This is a genomic window from Lysinibacillus sp. BF-4 (genome assembly GCF_000743635.1).
GTDB lineage: Bacteria > Bacillota > Bacilli > Bacillales_A > Planococcaceae > Metalysinibacillus > Metalysinibacillus saudimassiliensis.
In genome coordinates this window covers 105,978-131,598 of sequence record NZ_JPUW01000001.1, presented here as the reverse complement: position 1 = coordinate 131,598, position 25,621 = coordinate 105,978, and the positions used below count along the sequence as shown (strand labels likewise).

29 protein-coding genes are annotated in these 25,621 nt (G+C 38.2%); all 29 read right to left on the bottom strand.

Annotation, left to right across the window (positions count from 1 at the left end; all coding sequences use genetic code 11):
* Nucleotides 1-19 precede the first annotated feature (19 nt).
* The 29 genes from CH76_RS00660 to codY all read right to left on the bottom strand — a co-directional run bounded on the left by CH76_RS00660 (nt 20) and on the right by codY (nt 25,597).
* Nucleotides 20-2,044, bottom strand: coding sequence for a chemotaxis protein CheA (locus CH76_RS00660; protein WP_036141438.1), 2,025 nt, complete (start codon nt 2,042-2,044; stop codon nt 20-22).
* A gap of 15 nt (nt 2,045-2,059) precedes the next feature.
* Complete coding sequence (locus CH76_RS00655; RefSeq protein WP_235190332.1) at nt 2,060-3,103, bottom strand: chemotaxis response regulator protein-glutamate methylesterase; 1,044 nt, start codon at nt 3,101-3,103, stop codon at nt 2,060-2,062.
* Between the two features lie 53 nt (nt 3,104-3,156).
* On the bottom strand, nt 3,157-4,023 hold the full coding sequence (locus tag CH76_RS00650) for a MinD/ParA family protein (protein WP_036141433.1): 867 nt from the start codon (nt 4,021-4,023) through the stop codon (nt 3,157-3,159).
* Nucleotides 4,020-5,129 carry a flagellar biosynthesis protein FlhF gene (flhF, locus tag CH76_RS00645; RefSeq protein WP_036141430.1) on the bottom strand — a complete coding sequence of 370 codons (1,110 nt, stop codon included), beginning with the start codon at nt 5,127-5,129 and terminating at the stop codon, nt 4,020-4,022. The genes CH76_RS00650 and flhF overlap by 4 nt, the downstream gene beginning before the upstream one ends.
* Nucleotides 5,126-7,159: a flagellar biosynthesis protein FlhA gene (gene flhA, locus CH76_RS00640; RefSeq protein ID WP_036141427.1), complete on the bottom strand. Its 2,034-nt coding sequence runs from the start codon at nt 7,157-7,159 to the stop codon at nt 5,126-5,128. The genes flhF and flhA overlap by 4 nt, the downstream gene beginning before the upstream one ends.
* A gap of 24 nt (nt 7,160-7,183) precedes the next feature.
* Nucleotides 7,184-8,266 (bottom strand): flagellar biosynthesis protein FlhB, encoded by a 1,083-nt coding sequence (gene flhB, locus CH76_RS00635; RefSeq protein WP_036141424.1) that lies wholly within the window; start codon nt 8,264-8,266, stop codon nt 7,184-7,186.
* Between the two features lies 1 nt (nt 8,267).
* Nucleotides 8,268-9,047: a flagellar biosynthetic protein FliR gene (gene fliR, locus CH76_RS00630; RefSeq protein ID WP_036141421.1), complete on the bottom strand. Its 780-nt coding sequence runs from the start codon at nt 9,045-9,047 to the stop codon at nt 8,268-8,270.
* 4 nt (nt 9,048-9,051) lie between these two features.
* The gene (gene fliQ, locus CH76_RS00625; RefSeq protein WP_036141418.1) at nt 9,052-9,321 is read right to left on the bottom strand and encodes a flagellar biosynthesis protein FliQ; all 270 of its coding nucleotides are present in this window, start codon (nt 9,319-9,321) and stop codon (nt 9,052-9,054) included.
* A gap of 13 nt (nt 9,322-9,334) precedes the next feature.
* Nucleotides 9,335-10,006 carry a flagellar type III secretion system pore protein FliP gene (gene fliP / locus CH76_RS00620; protein WP_051910116.1) on the bottom strand — a complete coding sequence of 224 codons (672 nt, stop codon included), beginning with the start codon at nt 10,004-10,006 and terminating at the stop codon, nt 9,335-9,337.
* A complete protein-coding gene (locus CH76_RS00615) occupies nt 10,003-10,671 on the bottom strand; it encodes a flagellar biosynthetic protein FliO (protein ID WP_036141416.1) in 669 nt (222 codons plus the stop codon). The genes fliP and CH76_RS00615 overlap by 4 nt, the downstream gene beginning before the upstream one ends.
* A gap of 4 nt (nt 10,672-10,675) precedes the next feature.
* Nucleotides 10,676-11,038 carry a response regulator gene (locus CH76_RS00610; RefSeq protein WP_036141413.1) on the bottom strand — a complete coding sequence of 121 codons (363 nt, stop codon included), beginning with the start codon at nt 11,036-11,038 and terminating at the stop codon, nt 10,676-10,678.
* A gap of 20 nt (nt 11,039-11,058) precedes the next feature.
* Entirely contained in the window at nt 11,059-12,324 is a 1,266-nt protein-coding gene (gene fliY / locus CH76_RS00605; protein WP_036141411.1) for a flagellar motor switch phosphatase FliY, read from the bottom strand.
* A complete protein-coding gene (gene fliM / locus CH76_RS00600) occupies nt 12,317-13,312 on the bottom strand; it encodes a flagellar motor switch protein FliM (protein ID WP_036141408.1) in 996 nt (331 codons plus the stop codon). The genes fliY and fliM overlap by 8 nt, the downstream gene beginning before the upstream one ends.
* A 31-nt stretch (nt 13,313-13,343) precedes the next feature.
* On the bottom strand, nt 13,344-13,787 hold the full coding sequence (locus CH76_RS00595) for a flagellar basal body-associated FliL family protein (protein WP_036141407.1): 444 nt from the start codon (nt 13,785-13,787) through the stop codon (nt 13,344-13,346).
* Nucleotides 13,774-13,998, bottom strand: coding sequence for a flagellar FlbD family protein (locus CH76_RS00590; protein WP_036141404.1), 225 nt, complete (start codon nt 13,996-13,998; stop codon nt 13,774-13,776). The genes CH76_RS00595 and CH76_RS00590 overlap by 14 nt, the downstream gene beginning before the upstream one ends.
* Before the next feature lie 77 nt (nt 13,999-14,075).
* The gene (gene flgG / locus CH76_RS00585; protein ID WP_036141402.1) at nt 14,076-15,038 is read right to left on the bottom strand and encodes a flagellar basal body rod protein FlgG; all 963 of its coding nucleotides are present in this window, start codon (nt 15,036-15,038) and stop codon (nt 14,076-14,078) included.
* 88 nt (nt 15,039-15,126) lie between these two features.
* Nucleotides 15,127-15,489, bottom strand: coding sequence for a TIGR02530 family flagellar biosynthesis protein (locus CH76_RS00580; protein ID WP_036141399.1), 363 nt, complete (start codon nt 15,487-15,489; stop codon nt 15,127-15,129).
* A gap of 23 nt (nt 15,490-15,512) precedes the next feature.
* Nucleotides 15,513-16,217: a flagellar hook assembly protein FlgD gene (gene flgD, locus CH76_RS00575; protein WP_081892584.1), complete on the bottom strand. Its 705-nt coding sequence runs from the start codon at nt 16,215-16,217 to the stop codon at nt 15,513-15,515.
* A 3-nt stretch (nt 16,218-16,220) separates the two neighbouring features.
* Nucleotides 16,221-17,408 (bottom strand): flagellar hook-length control protein FliK, encoded by a 1,188-nt coding sequence (locus tag CH76_RS00570; protein WP_051910115.1) that lies wholly within the window; start codon nt 17,406-17,408, stop codon nt 16,221-16,223.
* 18 nt (nt 17,409-17,426) lie between these two features.
* Nucleotides 17,427-18,014, bottom strand: coding sequence for a MotE family protein (locus CH76_RS00565; protein WP_036141397.1), 588 nt, complete (start codon nt 18,012-18,014; stop codon nt 17,427-17,429).
* 4 nt (nt 18,015-18,018) lie between these two features.
* The gene (gene fliJ, locus CH76_RS00560) at nt 18,019-18,462 is read right to left on the bottom strand and encodes a flagellar export protein FliJ (protein ID WP_036141393.1); all 444 of its coding nucleotides are present in this window, start codon (nt 18,460-18,462) and stop codon (nt 18,019-18,021) included.
* The gene (gene fliI / locus CH76_RS00555; protein WP_036141390.1) at nt 18,462-19,787 is read right to left on the bottom strand and encodes a flagellar protein export ATPase FliI; all 1,326 of its coding nucleotides are present in this window, start codon (nt 19,785-19,787) and stop codon (nt 18,462-18,464) included. The genes fliJ and fliI overlap by 1 nt, the downstream gene beginning before the upstream one ends.
* Nucleotides 19,788-19,792: 5 nt before the next feature.
* On the bottom strand, nt 19,793-20,581 hold the full coding sequence (gene fliH, locus CH76_RS00550) for a flagellar assembly protein FliH (protein WP_200877321.1): 789 nt from the start codon (nt 20,579-20,581) through the stop codon (nt 19,793-19,795).
* A complete protein-coding gene (gene fliG / locus CH76_RS00545; RefSeq protein ID WP_036141383.1) occupies nt 20,565-21,581 on the bottom strand; it encodes a flagellar motor switch protein FliG in 1,017 nt (338 codons plus the stop codon). Before fliG ends, fliH begins: the two co-directional genes overlap by 17 nt.
* 16 nt (nt 21,582-21,597) lie before the next feature.
* Complete coding sequence (gene fliF, locus CH76_RS00540; RefSeq protein ID WP_036141380.1) at nt 21,598-23,187, bottom strand: flagellar basal-body MS-ring/collar protein FliF; 1,590 nt, start codon at nt 23,185-23,187, stop codon at nt 21,598-21,600.
* A gap of 60 nt (nt 23,188-23,247) precedes the next feature.
* The gene (gene fliE / locus CH76_RS00535; protein WP_036141376.1) at nt 23,248-23,556 is read right to left on the bottom strand and encodes a flagellar hook-basal body complex protein FliE; all 309 of its coding nucleotides are present in this window, start codon (nt 23,554-23,556) and stop codon (nt 23,248-23,250) included.
* A gap of 17 nt (nt 23,557-23,573) precedes the next feature.
* The gene (gene flgC / locus CH76_RS00530; protein WP_036141372.1) at nt 23,574-24,035 is read right to left on the bottom strand and encodes a flagellar basal body rod protein FlgC; all 462 of its coding nucleotides are present in this window, start codon (nt 24,033-24,035) and stop codon (nt 23,574-23,576) included.
* Nucleotides 24,036-24,037: 2 nt separating this feature from the next.
* On the bottom strand, nt 24,038-24,430 hold the full coding sequence (gene flgB, locus CH76_RS00525) for a flagellar basal body rod protein FlgB (protein WP_036141369.1): 393 nt from the start codon (nt 24,428-24,430) through the stop codon (nt 24,038-24,040).
* A 387-nt stretch (nt 24,431-24,817) separates the two neighbouring features.
* Nucleotides 24,818-25,597: a GTP-sensing pleiotropic transcriptional regulator CodY gene (gene codY / locus CH76_RS00520; RefSeq protein WP_036141366.1), complete on the bottom strand. Its 780-nt coding sequence runs from the start codon at nt 25,595-25,597 to the stop codon at nt 24,818-24,820.
* Nucleotides 25,598-25,621 lie beyond the last annotated feature (24 nt).

Here is a 25,621-nt window from a genome sequence, read left to right as displayed (position 1 = left end):
TACGACACCTCTCAATCTATTATTTAATTAATGCGTTGCAATCTACAATTAATGCTACCTTACCATTACCTAAAATGGTTGCACCTGAAATCGCAAAAATATTTGTTAAGTAATCACCTAATGATTTTAAAACAATTTCTTGTTGTCCAATAAATGAATCTACCACAAGTCCTGCTAATTTCTCACCCTTACGCACAACAACAATCGAATGGAACTCGTCACTCGCTGGCGCTGTACGCGGCACTTCAAAGATTTCTTCAAGGAATACTAATGGTACAACTGTACCGCGGTAGTTAATTACCTTTTGATTATGCGCACTTAAAATCTCTTCTTTTTTGATGATAGCTGTTTCAATAATCGAAGAAAGTGGGATTGCATAAATCTCTTGCTCAATCTCAACTAACATAACCGAAATAATTGAAAGTGTTAATGGCAGTTGAATAGAGAAGATTGACCCTGAGTCTTGAATAGAATCAATAGAAATGTTACCACCTAATGACTCAATTGTTGTTTTTACAACGTCTAGCCCTACGCCACGACCTGATACATCGGAAATTTGATCAGCTGTTGAGAAGCCTGATGCTAAAATCAGTTCATTAATTTGTTTGTCGGTCATCGTCTCAGCTGTTTCTGGTGTAACTACACCTTTAGATAATGCTTTGGCAAGTACCTTTTCTTTATTAATTCCTGCTCCGTCATCCTCAATCTCAATGAAGACATGATTACCACTATGGTAAGCACGTAGTACAACTGTACCCTCAGCTGGTTTACCTTTAGCCATACGTGCCTCTGGGCTTTCAATACCATGGTCAACAGAGTTACGAATTAAGTGCACAAGTGGATCGCCAATTTCATCAATTACAGTACGATCGAGCTCGGTTTCCGCACCAATAATTTCAAGGTTGATTTTTTTATTTAATTCACGCGATAACTGACGAATCATTTTAGGGAAGCGGTTAAATACTGTTTCAACAGGTACCATGCGCATTGTTAAAATGATATTTTGTAGATCGCCCATAACGCGGCTCATACGCTCTACCGTTTCATTTAATTCATTATGATTAACCTCTGTCGAAATCGATTGCAGACGCCCTCGATCAATCACAAGCTCCTCAAATAAGTTCATTAAAATATCTAAGCGCTCGATGTTAACTCGGATTGTCTTATTACCCACAACAGCCGTTGTTTTTTGCGGCTTTTTAGCAGGCGTTTCTTCCTTCTTAGCAGGTGGCGGTACTACTACAGCAGGTGCTTCTACTACTGGTTCTGGTTCAGGCTCTTTAAATGAATCTGCAGTTAACACGGTAATATCAACCGCACCTACTTCGGATACATTCATAATTTTAGTTTGAAGGTCTTCCATAGCTGTTTGCGTTAAAAATGCAATATGGAAAGTGCTATCAAACTTTTCTTCTTCTAGTTCTTCAATAGAAGGCGATGTTTTAACAACCTCACCTTCCTTTTCAAGCACTTGGAATACCATAATAACGCGAGCTGCTTTTAGTAGGCAGTCATCACGCAACGTGATGCTAATTTCATAGGCCTTATAATCTTGTTCAAATGATTGAACAATAATAGTCTTCTCATAATCATCATAAGCTAGTGCTGTTGCTTCTACACTCTCAGTTGGTGTTGCTGGAGTTGCTGGCATTGTAACCACTTCTTCGCCTGACTCAATTTGCTTCAGTAAGGCTACCGTTGACTCTACATCTCGTTTACCATCGCCACCTGCAGCAATATCCATAACCATTTCTTCAAGGTGATCAACAGACTCAAAGACAACGTCTAATATTTCAGGTGTTACCTCGATTTTTTCATTACGAATCGCGTCTAACACATTTTCCATTTTATGCGTTAAGTTTGCTAAATCCTCAAAGCCCATTGTTGCCGACATACCTTTCAAGGTATGTGCCGAACGGAAAATTTCTCCTACGATTGCTAAATCTTCTGGGTTTTTTTCTAATACGAGTAGTTGCTCACTACACGATTGTAAATGCTCTTTACTTTCCTCAATAAACATCTCTAAATATTGATTGACATCCATACTAAAGCACCCCTTTTAAGGCAAATATTTCATGATTGTTTGTGCGATATCTTCAACAAAAACGACCTCATCAACGAGCTGCGTTTCCACCGCGGCTTTAGGCATACCATAAACGATACATGTTTCTGCTGACTCTGCTATTGCTATTGTATTACCTGTTTTTTTAAGTTCAATTAGTCCCTTAGAGCCATCTGCACCCATCCCCGTCATAATGACAGCAATTTTATCCAGCTCTTTATATTGACTCATTTCCTCATACATTACATCTACGGCTGGGCGATGCCCCGAACGTGCTGGTGTTTTATTATCCAGTCCTATGGCGTATGCTGTCCCTACCTTGTTAATACGTAGGTGATAACCACCTGGTGCAACATACGCATGCCCGTTTTGTAAAATATCGCCATGCTCTGCTTCCTTAACTGTAATCTCACTTAGCTGATTTAAGCGCTCAGCTAGTGATTTAGTAAAGCCTGCTGGCATATGTTGTACAATTACTACAGGAGCCTTCATATTTTTAGGCAATTTTGTAATAACATGTTGTAAAGCACGTGGTCCACCTGTAGACGTACCAATTAGTACAATTTTTTTACTCGCACTGCTAAAATTAGGTCGTTTAGGCTGGGCACGCTTTGGTGTGTCTATCACATGACCTGGTTGCACGCTACGTGTAACTTTAACGGATGAGTTAAATTTACTCTTTGGCACTTTTAATGCTTCTTCTACCGTTTTAACAAGCTGTTCCTTAATTTTATGCAAGTCCAAAGAAATAGTACCACTCGGTTTCGCTACAAAATCAAAAGCACCATGTTCCATAGCACTTAATGTACTTTCTGTGCCTTCTCTTGTCTTGCTCGATAACATAACAACAGGCATTGGACTGATTTTCATAATTTCTTTTAATGCATCAATACCATTCATTTCAGGCATCTCAACATCTAACGTAATAACATCTGGCTTTAGCTGCTGTACCTTCTTAATTGCATCCTTACCATTGCGTGCTGTACCCACTACTTCAATTGTAGGGTGATCAACAAAGAAATCACTTATTAGCTTTCTCATAAATGCCGAATCATCAACGATTAGCACTTTATTTTTCTTTGAGAGACTCAAAGCTAATCACGTCCTTTCGAAAAAATATTGCGTAATTTACGTAAAAATGTAGTAGGTTGTTGCGCCACTTCTATTTGTGGCTCTTCTAAAAAGCGTAGCACAATCAAGCGTAGTGCCTTAGTTACAGCGGCATTAGGGTAACTCACTGAAAATGGTACCTGTTCACGCACCGCCTGTCTGACGGCTAAATCTTCAGGCATTGTACCTAGTACCTGAATATCTTTTTCGAGGAAGCGTTGCATAGCTAGCTGCAAGCGTGAGGTCGTTTCCTCACCTTCCTGCTTGGACAGCACACGATTACAAATTAGGTAATACTGCTTAGCATCATCTTTCAGATGAATATACTTCATCATAGAATAGGCATCTGTAATAGCTGTGGGCTCTGCTGTTGTTATTACTATAACATCATCAATCGACATTAATAAGTCTAAAGACCAATTTGTGGCGCCTGCTCCCATATCAAACAGTAGGTAATCATAGTCTTTTAACAGTTCATCAAACGCTATAATTAAACGCTCAAACATGCTGTCAGTCCACTCTAGTACAGATGACATACCTGAGCCACCTGCAATATAGTCCATACCATAAGGTGCACTTAATACAACATCTTCTAATGAGCGTTCACCTTTAAGATAATCTCCGAGATTATAACTAGCACTCTCACCAATTAAAATATGAATATTTCCCATACCAATATCCATATCCATAATGACAACTTTTTTTTGCTGTTTTGCTAATTGTAGGGCAAAGTTCATACAAAAATTACTTTTTCCTACACCGCCCTTACCACTAACGATAGCCACAGCCTTACCCAACTGACCTTGCTGCTCCAATAACTTCATACGCAACGCCTCAGCTTGATCTCTCATATCGGCTCACCTTTAAATAATAAATGTAGTAATTTATCAATTGTTGCTTCTTCAATATCCTCAGGGACTTCTTGCCCATCTGTATAGTAAGCAAGACCTTTATTATATTTAAGCATTAAATTTATAATCGTGCCAATAGAATTTGTTTCATCAACCTTCGTAAAGATAAATTTTTCCACTGGAATATCTACAAATTGATCAATTACAGCAACCATATCGCTTTCTTTTGCTGTAGTCGTTAATACTAAAAATGACTCAGCATCTTCAGTAAAACCAATTAATTCTCGTAAATCCTCCACATATTTACCATCTTTGTAATTACGTCCCGCTGTATCAACAAACACTACATCAACATGTGACAAATTTGTGAGAGCATTTTGGTAGTCTTCCTCTGTGTAGGCAATTTCTACTGGCGCTTGCAATAAACCAGCGTATGTTTTTAATTGTTCGATTGCTGCAATACGATACGTATCCGTCGTAATAAAAGCAATTTTCTTTTTTTCTTGCAATACCGCACGTGCTGCCATCTTGGCAATCGTTGTAGTCTTACCCACACCTGTTGGTCCAATAACATGTACCTGTTTTTTTGTAAATGTTAAACCACCCATCGGTAAATGAGATAATGCCTGCCGAATCACATTTCCACTAATCTTCTCAAACTGCTCAACCGTTACATTTCCTTCATTTTCTAGATGCACAAAAAGCTCATCACGTATTGCTGTGATGAGCTCCTCGCCTAGCTCTTGGCGTCGTAGGTAACTAACAAATGGTTGTAGTTGCTCTGGCACAGCATCTTGTTGCTTAGTTTGCTGCTGAACCGTCTGCATCAATTTTTTTAAATCATCAATTTCCTTCTTAAGAGACTGTGATACATCGTCTTGCATCATAGCTGGTACTGTAGGCTGTACCGTTGCTTTAGGTGTTACTGGCTGTGTCATCTCGTCCACACCAGCAACTACCTCAAAACTTTTTTGTTTAATTAAGCCAAACATTTTCTTTTTTGTAATGACCTTCGTATTTAAAATTACAGCATCCTCGCCTAAATCTTCACGAATCTTCTTCATTGCTTCAGGCATTGAGGATACAATATATTTTTTCATTTTCAATTTACATTCACCACTCCAACACTTTGGATTTCTACAGCTGCATCTAATTCATTATAAGATAAAATAGGAACTTGTGGGAAATATCGTTCAGTTAATTGTCGCATATACATACGAATTGCTGGCGAACAAATAATAATCGCGTTTTGCTCCATAAAGGATACACGCTCTACTTCAGCGGCAACAGCCTCTAAAATTTGTTGTGAATCATTTGGGTCCATCGCTAAATAATTACCATGTTCCGTTTGTTGAATGCTATCAGCAATACGTTTTTCCACTGCTCCTGATACCGTAATAACTTTTAATGCCTCTTGATCCCCAACATATTGTGTGGTAATTTGTCTTGCTAATGCTTGTCTAACATACTCTGTTAATACATCTGTATCGCTTGTAAGCTTAGCGTAATCCGCTAATGTCTCGAAAATAATAGGTAAATTACGCACCGAAACATTTTCGCGTAATAAGCGCTCCAACACTTTTTGAATTTCGCCAATAGATAATGGTGTTGGTGTTAGCTCGTCTACAAGGATTGGGTATGTCTCGTGTAAATGATCGACCAGTTGCTTTGTTTCTTGACGACCTAATAATTCGTGTGCATTTGCACGAATAATTTCCGTTAAGTGTGTCGAAACAACACTTGGTGGGTCAACTACTGTATAACCAAACATTTCAGCATTTTCTTTCTCTTGCTCAGTAATCCATTTTGCTGGTAAGCCAAAGGATGGCTCAACTGTATCAATACCCTCAATAGCATCATCGTCACCAGGACTCATTGCTAAATAGTGATCAAGTAATAGCTCACCTTTTGCCATCTCATTCCCTTTGATTTTAATACGGTACTCATTTGGTTGTAATTGAATATTATCACGAATACGCACTACTGGAATGACAATACCCAACTCTAACGCCAGTTGGCGACGTATCATAACTACTCGGTCTAATAGGTCCCCACCCTGCGAAGCATCCACTAATGGGATTAAGCCATAACCAAACTCAAATTCAATTGGATCAACAGTCAAGAGATTAACCACATTCTCTGGACTCTTCATAACATCCGTAGCTTCCTCTTCTTCAATTTCAAGCATTTCTTCTGCGTCTTCAGGCTTCTTACGGTCCATCATATAAGCGCCTAAAATCAGTGAGCCGCCTACTGGAATCGTAATTAACATTGGAATTGGTGTGAATAAACCTAGTAATACAATTGTGCCCCCGGCAATATACATTAATTTAGCTTGAGCAAACAGTTGATCTGTAATATCTCCACCAAGACTACCTTTAGATGATGCACGTGTTACAACAATACCTGTCGCTGTAGATATTAAAAGAGCAGGAATCTGTGCAACAATCCCGTCACCCACTGTTAATTTAGAAAACTTCGTTGCTGCTTCTGCAAATTCTAAGTCCATTTGTACAACACCAATAATTAAACCAAATAGTAAGTTGATAATAACCATAACCATAGAGGCAATAGCATCACCCTTTACGAATTTTGTAGCACCATCCATCGCACCGTAAAAATCAGCTTCTCCTGAAACTTTTTCACGTCGCTCTCGTGCCTCACGCTCAGAAATAACACCTGCGTTTAAATCCGCATCAATACTCATTTGTTTACCTGGCATCGCATCTAATGTAAATCGTGCTGCTACCTCTGCTACACGCTCAGAACCTTTCGTAATAACAATAAACTGGATTAATACTAAAATTAAGAATACTACTAAACCTACTAAAATATTACCGCCTACTACGAAATCACCAAACGTATCAACAACTTGACCTGCATCACCGTTTGCTAAAATCGCACGAGTTGTAGATACACTCAACCCTAAGCGGAATAATGTTAATAGTAAAATGATTGAAGGGAAAATAGAAAAGTCTAACGCTTCTTTCATATTCATAGCCGTTAATAAAACCATTAATCCTAATGAAATGTTAATCACAATAAGAAAACTTAACATCCATGGAGGTAGAGGAATGATGAGCATTGCTATAATCATAATAACTGCAGCTAATACTCCTACATCGCGAAACTTCATTTTTTCCCCTCCTGCTTTAATCCTCTAAATTTTACGCTTAATGCGGTAAACATAAGCTAAAATTTCTGCTACCGCTTTAAAAAACTCATCTGGTACAGCATCACCAATTTCAACTTGGTCATACATAGCTCTAGCTAAAGGTCGATTTTCTACCATTACAATATCGTGCTCCTTAGCAATTAACTTAATTTTTTGAGCAACAAAATCTGTACCTTTAGCTACAACCTTTGGTGCATCCATCTCATCTTCATCATATTTCAATACTAGCGCATAGTGCGTGGGGTTAGTAATAACTACGTCTGCTGTCGGAATCTCGGACATCATACGACGCATAGCCATCTCACGCTGACGTTGTTTGATTTTGGATTTGATGAGTGGATCACCCTCACTATTTTTATATTCATCTTTAATATCTTGCTTAGACATTTTAAGGTTTTTTTCATAATCATATTTTTGATACGACCAATCCAAAACGGATAAACATAATAGCACTAATGAGGCCGCTATACCCATTGTACCTACTAATGTAGCTACTGTTACTAATGTCTCCTCAGGGCTTTTGAACGATAAGGCTAGTACTGCTTTAATATTTGTCCACACAATAATAGTAGTCACACTACCAATAAAAGCAATTTTTAAAACAGACTTTAATAGTTCAATAATAGCCTTAACTGAAAAAATACGTTTAAGCCCTTTAATAGGGTCCATCTTTTTTAAATCAAATTTCATCGACTCTGTCGTAAATAAAAATCCGAATTGTATGTAGTTACCTAGTAGTGCAGCAACCATTGCTACACCCATAATCGGTAAAATAATAATTGCTAACTCAAGTAGCATGCTTTTAAACAGTTGCATGGTTTCTTCTATAGTTAACTCTTGAATATGCATATTATGAAGAAAAGTTTGCTTAAAAAAAGATTGGATATTAGCTGTAAATGAACCCGCAAATGCCACTAAAAAAATAAAAACTAGCAGCATAACAATAGCACTCGTAATATCCTGACTTTTAATAACTTGACCTTTCTTCCTTGCATCTTGTCTTTTTTTAGGGGTTGCCTTTTCAGTTTTCTCACCTGCGAAAAACTGCAAATCTAAACGCAATAACATCCTAGCCACCACCTAATATAATCATTAAATCCCTCATCGCTACTATCATTATCGAAATTAGCTTAGATACAACTTCCATCATTACAGGTATCATAATCACAATAACAATAAAACTTACTGTAATTTTGATAGGAAAACCTACCACGAAAATATTAAGTTGCGGCACCGTTCTTGCTGTAATACCTAAAGCTAAATCGACTAAAAATAGGGTAGCTACTACAGGCGCTGCCATTTGGAAAGCAATCGCAAAGACTGCTGTAAACGTTGTTAACACAAAACTAATCAAACGCTCTTCGCCAAATGCTGGCCATAATTGATCCATCGGTAAAAATTGATAACTATAAAAAATACCATCCATAATTAAATGGTGTCCATTAACGGCTAGTAACAATAGTAATGCTAGCGAGTTGAAGAACTGTCCCACTAATGGGCTTTGTGCCCCAGTTTGAGGGTCAATGATATTAGCAATCGCAAACCCCATCTGAAAATCAATAAAGCTACCTGCAATTTGAATCGCCGACATAATCATAAAACCTAAGAGTCCGATAAATAAACCAACTACTGCTTCTTTTATAATTAAAAGTATGTATGTACCATCAACGATAAATGGTTCAATATCAGTCATAGTAAAATACATTAAAAACGCTAGGACAACCGCTAATGAAATCCTAACTTGTTGTGGAATCGTTCGGTAAGATAAAAAGGGTACAGTTACAAAGAATGCCGAAACCCTAACAATCATAAGTAGCAGCACCGTGAAATTAGGTAGTAATTCATTCATCTACTCACCCTATATAGCGAACTAAATTCTCAAAAATATCTTTAGCATATCCCGTTACTTGCGACAACATCCACGGTCCAAAGAACACCATACCCACAAGAACTGCTACAATTTTAGGTACAAATGCTAAGGTTTGCTCTTGAATCGATGTGGTTGCCTGAAATATACTTACTGCTAAACCTGTTATTAATGCAATCATAAGAAGCGGTCCGCTTGTAATTAGCACAACTGTAATCGCACGTTCTGCAACAGATATCACCATTTCGCCTGTCATAATGCTTCATCCCCTAAAAACTTTGTAATATTGATTTCATCACTAAATACCAACCATCGACTAATACAAATAATAAAATTTTAAATGGTAATGAAATCATTACCGGTGGTAACATCATCATACCCATCGACATTAGTGTACTCGCAACAATCATATCGATTACTAAAAACGGAATAAACACCATAAAGCCAATTTGGAAAGCCGTTTTAATTTCGCTTAACGCAAATGCTGGCACAAGCATTGTTAAAGGTATTTCTGCAACCGTTGCAGGTGGCTCTGTCATCCCGTTATAGCTCATAAATAACTCCAAATCCTTTTGCCTTGTATGCTCACTCATAAAGTCCTTAAATGGCACACTCGCCTTATCATAGGCTTCTTCTAATGCTATCTCTTCTGCAAATAGGGGCTGCAGTGCTTCTTTATTCACTTCATTAAAGGTCGGTGCCATAATGAAAAAAGTCAAAAATAATGCCAAGCCAATTATAACTTGGTTAGGCGGCATTTGTTGTGTAGCTAGTGCTGTACGCACAAAGCTAAGTATAATCACAATACGAGCAAATGAAGTCATTAAAATTAAAATGCTTGGTGCTAATGATAGTACCGTAAGTAGCAATAATAATTTTACAGAAGTGGAGACATCTGCGGGGTCAATGCCGTTACTAAATGCGGCTAACATGTATGTCATAAATCACCCTTCTCCTTTTCCTTCCATTTCTTCATTTCTGCACTACGTTCTTTCTCAATTTCTGAAATGCGTTGCTGTAATAAGTCATTAAATTCTGGCTGTTCTGTTGTGTCTTTTTTACGGAATTTCGAAAAAACTTCTTTTAATTTAATAGGTGCTGCCGCTAATACTTGTTTATCTTCATAAATTTTATACAAAGTATCAATATCCTGCTCATCTGTAATTTCTTTTAGCAATTGAACATCCTCACCTACACCAATAATGTAGATTTTTGAGCCAATTTGCAAAAGTTGTACCGACTTTTGTGCACCTACCGAGACGCCACCTAAATTTTGAACCATTTGGTTTTGCTGATAGTTTAAGTTTTTCTTATTTAAAAATTTCAGTACCGCATATAATAAAATTATGACAAATGCTAATGCTAAAATAATTTTAATAAATTCCCAAAAGGTATAACTAGGAACACCAGACACTTGAGCTTCATCCTCAAGTGCTGGTGTTTTTTTCAATACTGGTTCTTTTGCCTTATCAGGCGAAGTTTGACCAGTATTTCCCTCTATCATATCCTTCGCTGTAGGCATTTTTTCATCTGCCATAGCTGTCGGTATTATGACAACCATCATAAGCAACGCGAGTAACATTGTTCGCACAAAGTTAATTCGCATCGGCTTAACTCAACGCTTTTTGAATAGCTTCAATAACGCGGTCTGCTTGGAATGGCTTAACGATAAAGTCTTTAGCTCCAGCTTGAATCGCATCAATTACCATAGCTTGTTGTCCCATAGCTGAACACATAATAACAATTGCAGATGGGTGACTCGCTTTAATTTCTTTTAATGCTGCGATACCATCCATTTCAGGCATTGTAATATCCATTGTAACTAAATCCGGCTTTAATTCATTGTACTTCTCAACAGCTTGCATACCGTCTGCTGCTTCTCCTACTACCTCAAAACCATTTTTAGACAAGATGTCTTTGATCATCATGCGCATGAATGCTGCATCGTCAACAATTAGAATCCTTTTTGACATAATTATTTCCTCCAAATCATTTATCGTAAGTGATTAATTCGTTCTGCTTGACTTAATACATCTGTAATTCGAACACCAAAGTTCTCATCAATAACTACTACTTCCCCTGTAGCAATTAAACGACTATTGACTAAAATATCTACTGGTTCACCAGCTAATTTATCTAACTCAATAATCGATCCACCAGATAGTTCTAAAATCTCTTTTACAGAACGCTTCGTACGTCCTAACTCTACCGTAACTTGTAGTGGGATATCAAGCAACATATTTAGATTTCTATTTTCATTTTGACCTAAATTTGTTGATTCAAATGATGCAAATTGTGCAGGCTGTACATTAACAGGTGGTGCTTGTTGCATTTGTGGTTGCTGTTGATACATTGGCTGCTGGTATTGCTGTTGCATTGGATCATACATTGGTTGCTGATATTGTTGTTGCATTGGTGGTGCTTGTTGCATTTGCGGTTGCTGTTGTGGCACCGCTTGTTGCTGTTGTGGTGCAACTGGCGCAACAGGTTCTTTCTCAAGTGATGGTGCTGGCGTTGGTGCAACTGGTTCGGGTGTTGGTACAACCTCTTCCTCTTCTGCACCGCCATTTAATAATGAATCAACAATATTTTTACTAAAACGTAAAGGTAATAACTGCATAATATTAGAATCAATAAGTGTTCCTATACGTAGGCGGAAAGACACCTTAACAAGTAAGTCATCTTCTGGAATATTTTCCTCGCCCTCTTTTTTAGTAATATTCATTAAATCAATTGAAGGCGGTGAAATATCAACTTTTTTATTAAAAATAGCTGACATGGATGTAGCAGCTGAACCCATCATTTGATTCATAGCTTCTTGCACTGCGCTTAATTGAATTTCGCCAAGCTCTTCATTCGGGTTTAAACCATCGCCACCAAGCATTAAATCAGCAATAATTGCTGCATCTGATTGCTTAATCACAAGTAAGTTCATACCTAGCAGACCAATTGTATACTCAACTTGAACGGCTACATAAGGATGAGGAAACTCCTCCTCTAGTTTATTACGGTTTATCATGGATATGCTAGGTGTTGTAATATCAACTTTTTGTCCTAACAATGAAGATAGTGCTGTAGCTGAACTACCAAATGAAATATTACCAATCTCGCCAAGTGCGTCTTGCTCCATCTCATTTAAATAATCCTCTACACGAACTTCGTCATCAGCAGTAGCTTCATTTACAGGCTCTTTATCTGCTAAAGACTCCCCTCGTAATAGCGCATCAATTTCTTCTTGCGATATCATTTCATCACTCATCTTCGTCTCCCCCTTTCACTGGTTCAATAATCTGCACAGCTAATTTCTTATTTACCTTACCAGGCTGCACTGTAAATTTAGGTAAGTTGCCTACTTTTAATACAAGTGGACTATCAATTTGTTTATCTAACTGCAATACATCACCGTACTGCATCATTAAGAAGTCTTGAATTGTAATATCAGCTGTCCCTAGCTCAACGCTTACTGGTAACTCTGAACGCTTAACATTAGTTTCTAATGCTTTAATTTGCTCTGGTGACATTTCTTTTGTATTTGCTTGCATCCAATAACGTGCTGAAAGATTTGGCACAATTGGCTCTAACACAACATGCGGAATACAAATATTAATCATACCACTAGTTTCACCAATCACTGTATTCAAGGAAATTACAACTACTGTTTCATTTGGTGAAATCATCTGTAAAAACTGTGGATTTACTTCTAGTTCTACTAACATTGGGTCTATCTCTGCAATACTTTCCCATGCTTCTCGTAAATTATCAAAGGAACGTTCAAAGAGGTTTGTCATAATTTTTGTTTCAATCTCAGTTAAATTATCAACATTACTATGACTCTCCCCCATCCCTCCCATCATACGATCTAGCATAGAATAGGCAATGTTCGGATTAATTTCCATCAAAATGTTACCGTCAAGAGGCGGCACTTCAAACACATTAATTAGTGTCATATTTGGAATTGAGCGAACAAACTCTTCAAACGGTATTTGGTCAACTGATGCTACAGTAATCTGCACATATGTACGTAACTGCGCTGAGAAAAATGTTGTAATGAGTCGCGCAAAGTTTTCATGCACACGTGTTAAGCTACGAATTTGGTCTTTCGAAAAGCGTAATGCTCGTTTAAAATCGTATACTTTAACACGTTTCTCCTCATCCTCTTTTTTAATATCATCAGCTGTCATTTCACCCGTAGATATTGCGGAGAGCAACGCATCAATTTCCGATTGGGATAATACATCTCCCGCCATTTGCCCACCTCCAATTTAACTCAATAATTTATTAACTAATAATACATGAAGTAATCGATACTTCATTAATTTCACCTACACGCATAAGCTCATTTAACTGCGTTTTCAGTGTGTTTTCAAGCATTAATTTTCCCTCTTTACCTTCTAAATCCTTAGAAGACATTTCAGAGAGTTCTTTAATTAAAATATTTTTCGTTTGGAAATCACGTTGTGTTAGCTCTGCTGCCGCTTCTTCGCTTGTTGTTTGAATCTTTAATGTTAAGCGCACAAACTTTTTATCAGATAAATTCGTAGTGATTTCTTCTACATCCACTGATGCTAATAAAATATCTTCAATAGATGGTTCAATCCTTGTTTCTTTCTTTTCTTTGTCGTCACCACCGCGCATCATTAACGCTACAGTAATTACAACACCGATTAAAATAACTACTACTAGCGCAATTATTACAATCGTCATCGTCTTATTTTTCTTCATCATCTTCACCTCGTAGGTGCGGGTTTGATAATATTTGTATATTTAAATAAAAGGCTCTAACCTTTTCTCGCACCTCTTCTTCAGATTCTTTTACTAATACTGTCGATCCTGTCGTAAGTCGAATTGTCGTATCTGGAAATGATTCGACAGTTTCTATGTATAACGCATTAATTGTGAACGTTTTACCACTTAATCGTGTTACTTCGATCATTGAATTAGGGCCGGTCCATTTGAAGAGCCGGCCCGACCCTCCTTCACAATAAATTACTCCATCTATTTACTATCGTTTTAGTTAACAAGCTCTTGTAAAATCTCATCTGATGTTGTAATAATACGCGTATTGGCTTGGAAACCACGTTGCGCTACAATCATCTCTGTAAATTCTTCTGATAAGTCAACATTGGACATTTCAAGGAAACCTGATTGTACAGTACCCATACCTGCTACCGTAGCTGTTTGTGCATAGGCATTACCTGAGTTAGCCGTTGGCTGGTAATAGTTACCTCCAACTTTATTTAAACCACCAGGGTTAGGGAATTTTGACATAATTAATTGTCCTGCAAATTGTAGCTTACCATTTAAATCGACATATGTTACTTTACCATCTTGTCCAATTGACATAGATTCAGCGGTTGTAGGAATACGAATTGGTCCAATATCGCCTTCACCTGGTGCTAGGTTCTGATCCTCGTCAAATAAGTTTGCACCTTCATCACCCGAAACGTTGGGCGCGTCTTCTGATAAAATACCATCGTCTTCTTTCTCAAACACTAAAGATTCAGCTCTTACACCTACTAGATACTTACCGTCAGCATTTACTAAGTAACCGTCGTTATCCATATAAAAGTTACCTGCACGCGTATACAATATACTTGTAAATGCAGGATCTGCTGTGGTAATTGCACCTGTGTCATCACGTGCTTCACCGTTAGCATCAGCTACCATAAAGAAACCGTCGCCTTCAATCCCTAAGTCAAGTACGTTACCCGTAGATTGCATTGAACCTCCACCGTGCATCGTATCAATCGCTGCCATTTGTGCTCCTAAACCTACTTGTTTGGGGTTAACACCACCACGTGTGGCCGTTGCGCCAGAAGCACCTGATTGTGTTTGTGAAATTAAGTCCTTGAAGATAACGCGACTTTTTTTGAAACCGTGTGTGTTAACGTTAGCGATATTATTACCAATAACGTCTAACTTTGTTTGGAAATTTCGTAAACCCGAAATCCCTGAATACATGGAACGTAACATAATGTATTGTTCTCCCTTCGATTGTCGTCGCACTTGCGTCTATCAGTCAGCAAATGCTAAGGCTTCCTTAGCTTAAGAAGGTCCAGCCCTATAGCACAATTGTGCCGTCAATATTCGTGAAAATTTGTTCTCTTGCTTCCATGCGATCCATCGCTGTAATTACTGTGCTATTTTTTGCACTAATAATTAATGCCGCTTGTTCCATCAAAACGAGTGGGTTTTTAACCCCTTTTAAACTAGCTTCTTGCACCTTGTCTGACACATTATGCCACTCATTTGCAGTAATGTTAATTTGACGTTCTTGCAAGCGCTCTGAAGCATGTTTGCTCAACTTCAATTGCTTTGTACTCGCTTGCTCTAAATGAGCTGAAAACGAAGTCTTTGCAGTTTTATGAGCTGTTTTTGGTGGTAATGGTATCGTAGGTTGCAAAGGCACACGTTGTACTACCATATGTCGCAACTGCTTCACCAACCTTATTCACTAATTACAGTAAATTGATCTGCTGTAACCTTCTTATCATTATCTAAGACATATGTCATCTTGCCATCTTTATTTGATACAGAAATAACACGCGCTTCAACTTCTGTTTCGTCTTCTTTATAAGTTACCTTCTTGCCTATTAAAGCACTCGCTTGGACAAGTGGTGACTCATTGTTACTTACTGCACCATTACCTAATACACCTGAGATATTACCAGAACCAATCGTTTTACCATCAGCCAGTGTAAAAATAGCCTCACCATCTTTAAACTGTACAGACTGAATGATACCATTGCCTTCTTTGACTATGAAGTTACCTTCTTTATCCTTCTCTTCAGATAGCTCATGCCATTTCACATCTTTACCAATGAAGTTGGTATATTCCATTAACTGTGATTGCTGTTGAGATAGCAGTAGTGACTCCATTGCTTTAGTCATATTTTGCATTTGCTCTAATGAAGAAAACTGAGCCATTTGCGCAATAAACTCACGGTCATCCATTGGGTTAGTAGGGTCTTGATTTTGCAATTGAGTAATCAGTAACTTTAGAAACGCATCTTTACCTAGCATTGAATTGCCTGTTTCTTTTACAGGTGCTTTATAATTTTTTAAATATAAATCATCCGTAATTTTGCCTGACTCTAATGGCTTTGTACGTGAAACATTATTGCCGTTATGACCTACTGTTGTAACTGGCATTCATTATACCTCCTCGTTTTCTAAAAACTCCTCAAAGCTTTGTTGCTCTTTAGTATCTTTTTTGTCCTCTTGTTGTTCTTCTTGTTGACGCTTAAAAAATTGATTAAAGAAACCTTGCTGCTCACGGTTATTACGATCCGTATCTTGTAAGGTTTGACCAACATCAATACGCTCTACCTGTAAACCTTGTTGTACAAAGGCTTGTTTCAGTTGATGTAATTGATTGTCAATCATTTCACGCCCAGATGCTGTAGAAGCTAGCATACGTGCTGTTAACATACCATTTTGTTGCACTAATTCGATACGTAATGTCCCTAAATTTTCTGGGTATAATTTAATCATTAAGCGTGTAATACCTTGGTTTTGCGAAATTTGCGCCTTATTAATAATGGCTTGCATTTCCTTTAGTAGCGCCTCGGATTGTGCAGGTTGTGCCTGCGGCAAGGTTACTTGAAATGTGTTAGGTCGTGTTTGCACCGTATTTGTAGTTACAGCCTCTTGCCCAGTCGGCTTAATCTCTGATTTAGTTTGTGCTAATAAATGTTCAAATGGCAAGACTGGCTTAACCTCTGTTTCAGTTGGCTTAGTCATTGTAGTAACGAGTGACTGTAATAAGTTCGTTAACGGCTGAACTTTAGCCTCCTGCATACTAGTCAAGTCCACTTCTTTAGTAGCCACTTGTACAAACTTTAATAACTCTAAAAATTTATTGGCTTCTTTTGGGGTTACATCATGCTCACCCTGTAGCATAGTAGAAAGCTGTGCTTGAACATTGGTATCATTTGCCGCTAATAGCGTTAATAAATCCCAAGCATCACGTGCTTCTACTTCTTCACCCGTTAAAGCTTGAACAATTTGTTGTAATTGCTCCTCTTCCATGCCAAGTGCTCCTAGCAAGGCTGGCAAATCTTGCAGTAAATCCTCTACTGCTACAAGTTGTTCATCAATTAGTAGTAGCCCATCAACTTGCTCAATACCTAATAAATCAAGCAATTCTTTTAGTGAGGTTGTCTCTAAAACTGCTGGCACTTCATCTTGTATTGTCTCGTTAACTTGTTGATTTGCTACTGGATTTTGATTAATGGCTTTATTAAACATAGTGCCAAAAGAGTCATTTTTAGTTGCTGCCTTCGGAATTTCTAGTGCATCAGGTTTTTTCACCTGCACCATTTGCATAAGTTGGACATTCACTTGATTTTTTCACCTCCTTTACTGCTTAGCTAATAGCTCAGTATATTTCGCAGCTTGCTCAGGTGTCATCTTCTCAAATATTTTAGCAAGTGTATCTGTTTTTAATCCTGCTAAAATACGTAAGGCTTCAGCATCACTTAATTTAACAATTGCTGGTGCAGCAGCCTTGGCTGACATTTTTTCATAAGTAGCTACAATTTCACTGTGCTCACTCTTAGTATCGTCTTTTTCGCGCTTAACTTTCTCTAATTCAAAAGTTATTTTCTCTTGTTCAGCTAAAAGTTTTTCATTAGACTCTTCAGCTGTTTTTAATTGGGCTTGAATTTCAGCGATTTGCGCTTCTTTTTCAGCAATGACGCCTTGTAACTCTAATACTTTTTCGTCATTATTAACTGCCTGCTCTTTTGTTTTTTCCTTTTGTGAAGTTACAAAGGGGATGTCCATATCTTTTAAGTTAAAGACATTAACATTTAGTAACTGTGTCACCACTAACAACACAGCTATAATAAAAGTTAAAGGTACAATGAAAAACAAAAATAACTTTTTAAAGAAGCCACTCTTCTTTTTTGGTTCAAGCTCAGGTGTTGACTGTTGTTCTTTAGCCATAGTGTCACCTATTTCCCTTTTTGTTATACGTTTGTAAAGAAACTTCATCTAAAAAATTCATTTCAATGCGACTTTGTTCTTCCTTAAAGCGTTCGTGATCTTTTTCGCGCATTTTTTCGAACTTACGCACTTCAAGGTTTTTCTCTAGCAATTTTTCTTCATACCATTGCATTTTGGCACGCGCTTGTATTACTTTTTGTTGCGCATCTGCAATCGTTTTTTCGAGACTATCAATAAAACGTGCGTAATGATGCACCTCATCAATAGATGCGCCAATCTTTAAACGCTCTTGTTGATAATCAATTAGGTCTTCTTTTTTCTTTAGTAAGTCGTATAGCTTAGTAGCCACATCTTCAAATGCTTTAGTCGCATCTTTATAGGCCATTTCCGTTTCGTTTTTTTCCTGCTCACGAATCGTTAATATTTGTTGAAAACGATAGTTGTACATTAGCGACCACCATTAGCAGATAAATTAATAAGTTCATTAACACTATCCTCTAATGAAATCTTATCCATAAATCCTTGTTTTAAATAGGAGGTAATAAGTGGTTCATAATGAATAGCCTCATCAATATCATGTGATGTACCGCGTTTATACGCACCAATATTAATTAAGTCCTCTGATTTATCGTAAGTGTAATACAAGTTACGTAGTCTCTCGGCTGCTGCACGATGTTCTGGTGTAGCGATATGGTTCATTAATCGGCTGACACTCTTTAGCACATTAATGGCAGGGTACTGCCCTTTATTGGCTAATGTTCGGTCTAACACAATATGCCCATCTAAAATACCACGCACTGTATCTGCAATTGGCTCATTCATATCATCACCATCAACTAATACAGTATAAAACGCTGTAATTGTACCTTGTAAATTTGTTCCTGTCCGCTCAAGTAGCTTTGGCAAAATAGCAAATACTGAAGGTGTATAACCACGCGTAGCTGGTGGCTCACCAACGGCTAACCCAACTTCACGTTGCGCCATAGCAACACGTGTTACAGAGTCCATCATTAGCATGACATTTAAACCTTGGTCTCGAAAATACTCAGCGATTGCTGTAGCTGTAAATGCACCCTTGATACGCATTAAAGCGGGCTGATCAGAGGTTGCTGCAACAACAATCGAACGGCTCAAGCCTTCTGGGCCTAAATCACGCTCAATAAACTCACGTACCTCACGTCCACGCTCACCAATTAAAGCAATGACATTTAAGTCAGCTTTTGTATTACGTGCAATCATACCAAGCAAGGTACTTTTACCAACACCAGAGCCTGCAAAAATACCAATACGTTGACCACTACCTACTGTTAACATACCGTCTATTGCTTTAACGCCTACTTCTAAACGTTCATCAATAGGAGGTCGTGTTAATGGGTTAGGAGGGTCCTGTTCTGTCGGTACGGTAGGTAATCCACTTGGTAACAGTGTGCCATCAATAGGGTTACCCATCGAATCTAGCACTTTACCAATAAGTTCTGAACCAACTTTAATCTCTAATGGCGCACGTGTACCCTCCACTAAACAGCCTGTGGAAATTTCACGAAGTGAAGTATAAGGCATGAGTACTACTATCTCATCTTTAAAACCTACAACCTCCGCTAAAATAATCTGGTCCCCGTCGCGCACAGTAGGTACATGAATTTTACACACATCACCAATGGAGCTTTCTGGTCCTTGTGACTCAATCATTAAGCCTACAACACGTGTTACCCGACCGTATTTCTTGAAGGTTGGTAATGTAGTAATTTGCTCTAATAAATCAGCAGCTTTCATTGCCCTCACTCCTTACGATTTAGTAACTCAAATAGCTTACTACGCAACTCACTTAATTGCTCATCAATCGTCACCACGATACGTCCATGGTTTGTCTCGATGTAACATTCCGTATCTCCTAACTCCTCAATAACAAATAACAACAATGGTACGTCTGGAGGGAATATCTCTGCTAATTCATCGCGCTTTGCTGTTAGCACTTCATAATATGTAGGTGCTACGTAAATTTTAATTTCTTTCATTTCACGTGCCTCTTTTAGCGCACGTTCCACGACAGGTACAAAAAGTTCCTTGTTGTGCTCAAGACTTGTACCAATAATATGTTCCGCAGCTTGCATAGCTAGTGCTAAAATCACTTGTTCTTGAGAAGCAAGGTAAGCCTGTGCATTTTCTGCTGCTTGTTGCACAATATAGTTAGCTTGCTCAAGGTCTGCATGCAGCGCTGCCTCTGCTTTTTGTGCGCCTTCTTCATACCCTTGTGCAAAGCCCTCTTCATACGCTTGATTTACATGCTGTGGACGCTCGTCCTCCCAAGCCTGTCGCAATTGCTCAACTTCATCAAGCAATTGCGTACGTTCTTCGGTAAAGGCTTGTTGCTCGGCATCTAGCGTCGCACGTGCCTCTGCTAATAATGTATCTCGCTCACGGTGCACATCAGCTACCGTCAGTGTTACGCCCTCTCCCATTTCAGGTAAGGCTTCTTCTTCAAATATACGTTGAATCTTGATTTCTCGAACGTCTTCCTCTTTTGGCTGAACATGAAAAGAACGAATAATCCTAGACAATGACGTCATCGCCTCCACCGCGTGCAATGATAATCTCACCCGCGTCTTCTAAGCGTCGGATTGTACCAACGATACGTGTTTGCGCCTCTTCAACATCTCGCAGTCGTACAGGTCCCATAATCTCCATTTCTTCTCTAAATGTTTCTGCCATACGCTGTGACATATTGCTGAATAAAATATCTTTAACTTCCTCACTTGATACTTTAAGTGACAATAGTAAGTCTTCATTTTCGCAATCACGAATCACACGCTGAATTGAACGGTTGTCGAGTGTAACGATATCTTCGAATACAAACATACGCTTTTTAATTTCTTCAGCAAGTTCTGGATCTTGAATTTCAAGCGCATCGAGAATGGTTTTTTCGGTTTGACGATCTACACCATTTAATACTTCTACTACTGCATCTACGCCACCTGTTTCCGTGTAATCTTGCGTAACAGTTGATGAGAGCTTACGTTCAAGAACCGATTCGATTTCACTGATAACTTCTGGCGATGTTGAGTCCATTAATGCAATACGTTTAGCAATATCTGCTTGTACTTCTTGTGGAAGTGAAGACAAAATAACACCCGCTTGCTCTGGCTCTAAATAAGACAAAATTAATGCAATCGTTTGAGGATGCTCATTTTGTATAAAGTTAAAAATTTGTGATGGATCAGCACGTCGTGCGAAGTCAAATGGACGCACTTGTAATGACGATGTTAAACGATTAATAATCGTTTGTGCTTGTTCCTCACCAAGTGCTTTTTCAAGCACTGTTTTGGCATAGCCAATACCACCTTGCGATATATAGTCTTGCGCAAGAGCAATATTATGAAACTCTTCTATAATTTCTTCTTTTACACCTGGTTCAACACGCTTAACACTAGAGATTTCTAATGTTAAGCGCTCAATTTCTTCTTCGTCCAGGTGTTTATATACAGCGGCAGACACTTCAGGTCCCATTGAAATCAAAAGGAGCGCTGCTTTTTGTCTACCTGTTAATTCTTTATCTTTAGTCTTAGACACAAAGGAAACCTCCTAGTTACTCGTCTGCAATCCAGCTTCGCAGTAATTTCGCAAAGTCTTCAGGTTTTTCTTTCGCCATTTTTTCAAGTTGTTTACGGCGTAATGTTGCTTCTGTTTCCACTTCTTCACTTAAATCATCTACAACAAGATCCTCTTGTTCTTCAAGGATTAGCTCTTCTTCTTCCTGTTGTGCTTTTTTACGTGATCGTAAAATGAAGAATACAAGTAATAAAATAACAGCTAGTAAAATACCGCCTACTACCCAAGCCCACCAAGGAATAATTGGCTTCTCGTTTTCAGCAAACTCTACTTTACCTTGCATTTCTTGCACGGTTAATGTCACTTTGTCTTGAAGTGCTTCCTCTGTTAGTTCCCCAGCTGCTGCCTTATCTAAAGACGTACGCACAACAGTTGCTAAAATCGCTTCGATGTCATCACGTACTTGAGGCTCTAATGAATTAGCATCATCAGGTGTTGGTGGCTCTACAATTACTTGAATGCCTAGGTCACGAATACGGTAAGGCGCTTGCTCGATATCGCGACGAATGCGATTAACATCATTGTTAATCGTCTCTTCAATACGCTCATACTCACCGTCACCAAAAGCACCTTCTTGGTAATTGGTAAAGTTATCTGTTGGTTGACCTGCTTCAGGCGTACCTGTTGCATTAGCACCTGTTCCCGTATAGTTTTCTGTAATACGTTGAACACTTACTTTTAGGCCTTCCATATTTTCTTCATCCACAGGCTCAACATATTCACCTGTTTCATTTACTTTATTAAAGTCAATATCTGAAGTAACAACAACTGCTACTTTTTCTGGTCCCATTAACGTACCCAACATCGCATGCACGCGATTTTGTAAATCTGTTTCGATTTTTTTCTTTGTATCTAGCTGTGTTGCGATTAAATCACCACCACCTGCTTTAGGTGTAATCGAAAAATCCTCTAAGTACTGGTTAGTAATACGAATATTTTCAGGCTTTAAATTAGGTACACTTTTTTCTACAATGCGGTACATTGTAGCAATTTGCTCATCAGAAAACTGTTGTCCAGGCGCTGTATTTAACGTAATAGCAGCCTGTGCCTCGTTACTTTCTAATGCAGGCTTAACAAAAACATCTTGCTTTGGCAAGCTCAGCATTACATTGGCACCCTTGACACCATCAAATACCATTAATAAATTACGCAACTCATTTTGCGTAGCTGCTAATTTTTTTACTTGGAACTCATTATCTGTAACACCAAAGCCTGTATTACCAATCGAGTCATAGCTAATTAGCCCTGTTTGCGGGTAACCCTCTGCTGCTAATTGTACTAATAATTGATCCACCTGTTCTTGTGGCACAAGAATAGATGTGCCGCCAGCGCCAATCTCATATGGTGTAGCCTGTGCATCTAGGGCTTCCTTAATACCACCGATTTCTGCTGTAGATAGATCTTTATAAAGCGGTACGAAATTTGTTCTTGTAGCGTAAAAGGTAATGATGGCGGCTAATAAAATCACACTAACTACCCCGCCGATCATAACACCCTTTTGCCGCTTACTACGACTTTGCCAAAAGGCTTTCGCGTCGTCTTTTATTTTAGTTAGTCGTTCATCCATTACGAATCCTCCGGTTATAGTGAATGCTCCAACATTGAATAACTCGCGATAACCGTGTAATTAGACACTCATACGCATTATTTCTTGGTAGGCTTCTATCACTTTATTACGAACTTCAATTGTTGCATTTAATGTTACACTCGCTTTTTGCGACGCTATCATTACGTCATGTAACTCTACGTTGCCACCATTGATTAATTTACTAGTCATTTTATCTGATGTTATTTGTTGATCATTTACTTTGGCGATAGCATCTTTTAATGATGCCGCAAAGTTTTGTTGAGCCGCTTCGGGCGTAGTATGTAGTGTAGGCTTAGTAGGCTGCGTTATTGCAGATGGTGCCATTATTGATACCGCATTTATTGGCATATGTACTCACTCTCCTTTTACTTTCCGATTTCTAATGCTTTAGATAACATATTTTTATTGGCATTAAATACTGTAACATTTGCCTCATACGAACGTGTGGCAGACATTAAATCAACCATCTCTTTTAATGGATCCACATTCGTCATTTGCACATAGCCGTCTGCATTAGCATCAGGGTGAGTTGGATTATAAAGTAATTTAAACGGTGTTTCAGTATCTTCTTTAATACGAGAGACCTTTACACCATTACCTTCTGCCCCTTTAATTTGCTTGCCCATTGCCCCATTTAAAAATGTAGAAAACTTTCCTTCTGCAGAAGACATTGTCACAGTTTTTCTGCGATATGGCTCCCATTCGCCATTAACTTGTTTAGCTCTTGTTGTATCCACATTAGCCATATTGGAAGAAATAACATCCATTCTAAGGCGCTGTGCTGTTAAGGCTGAGGCAGTTGTGTTCATGCCATGGAAAATCGTCATCTTTACTTACCTCCCTTAATTACCGTATTCAATGTCCGAAATTTACCATTTAAGCGTTCAATTAATGCATTGTTGTAAATTACGTTTTCAGCTAGCTCTGCTTGTTGCTTGTCCATATCAACACCATTACCATTGGCACGATAGCGTAGGTTAGTATAGCTATACACACCTGGCGTGCTTTTATTAAAAGTAAAGTCGAAATGACGCGCATCCGTACGATTGGCATGCATAACAGCTTGCTGTTGTTGCGCTAGCATACGCTTAAAGCTAACATCTTTTGCCTTGTAATTTGGCGTATCCACGTTAGCAATATTTTGAGCAATTACCTTTTGCTTAGTCGAAGCGTACGTTAAACCGCTTTCTAGCGAACGTATTGTGCCTCCAAATAAATTCATACTTTCACCTCAATCATCACTATTACAGTTTCCAGTCGATTATACACAGTATACTCTAATTGTAATTAAGTTATGCGGTAGTGTCTATTAGTCATTTTTCTTATCATTTAGGTTTTTATGACTACTTTTAGGTGTTTTTCCTTATATACAACTGAATTTTTACCTTTACTATGATTATAAATATACGAGGTTTCTTTCAATAATCTCACTTTTACCGCCATTCTCCACAATTATGTATTTTTACTCATAGCCTTACTTCCCAACATAATGAGACTAAAGTTTTATTTTAGGTAAATTGATTATTTTATTCATAATTTCGTCAAAAACACAGGTTTTTACGAAAAAATAGATTCCATACAACTGTATGGAATCTACATTTTAGTGAAATTACTTCATTTTCACTTCTGCAAGTGCAGCAAGGAATTTATCATTAAGCACTTTAATATACGTACCCTTCATACCTAGTGAACGCGACTCAATTACACCAGCGCTCTCTAATTTACGTAAAGCATTAACGATTACTGAGCGAGTAATACCTACACGGTCAGCGATTTTAGAGGCAACAAGCAAGCCTTCTGTACCATCTAGTTCTTCGAAAATATGGTCAATTGCTTCTAGTTCACTGAATGATAATGAGTTAATTGCCATTTGTACAACAGCTTTACTACGCGCTTCTTCTTCGATTTCTTCCGCTTTTTCACGTAAGATTTCCATGCCTACTACAGTAGCACCGTACTCAGCTAAGATTAAATCTTCGTCGTCAAATTTTTCGAATAGGCGTGCTAAAATTAATGTACCTAGACGCTCGCCCCCACCAATGATAGGAACGATTGTTGTTAAACCATTTGCAAATAATTCACGGTTTTCAATTGGGAATGCAGAGTGCACATTATCAATATCTAAGTTTGAAGACGTCTCTGTAATATTGAATAGGTTTTGTGTGTATTGTTCAGGGAATTGACGTTCCTCAAACATTTTTTTCATACGTTCGTTTTCAATTTGGTGATGAATTGAAATGCCAAGTAGTTTACCTCTACGGCTTACGATATAAACGTTACTGTCAATTGTATCACCTAGTATATCTGCCATTTCTTTAAAATTAACTGGCTTACCTGCCGATGCTTGTAACATTGAGTTAATTGTACGTGTTTTTGCTAATAAATCCATTTGTATATTTCCTCCTAAATTAGT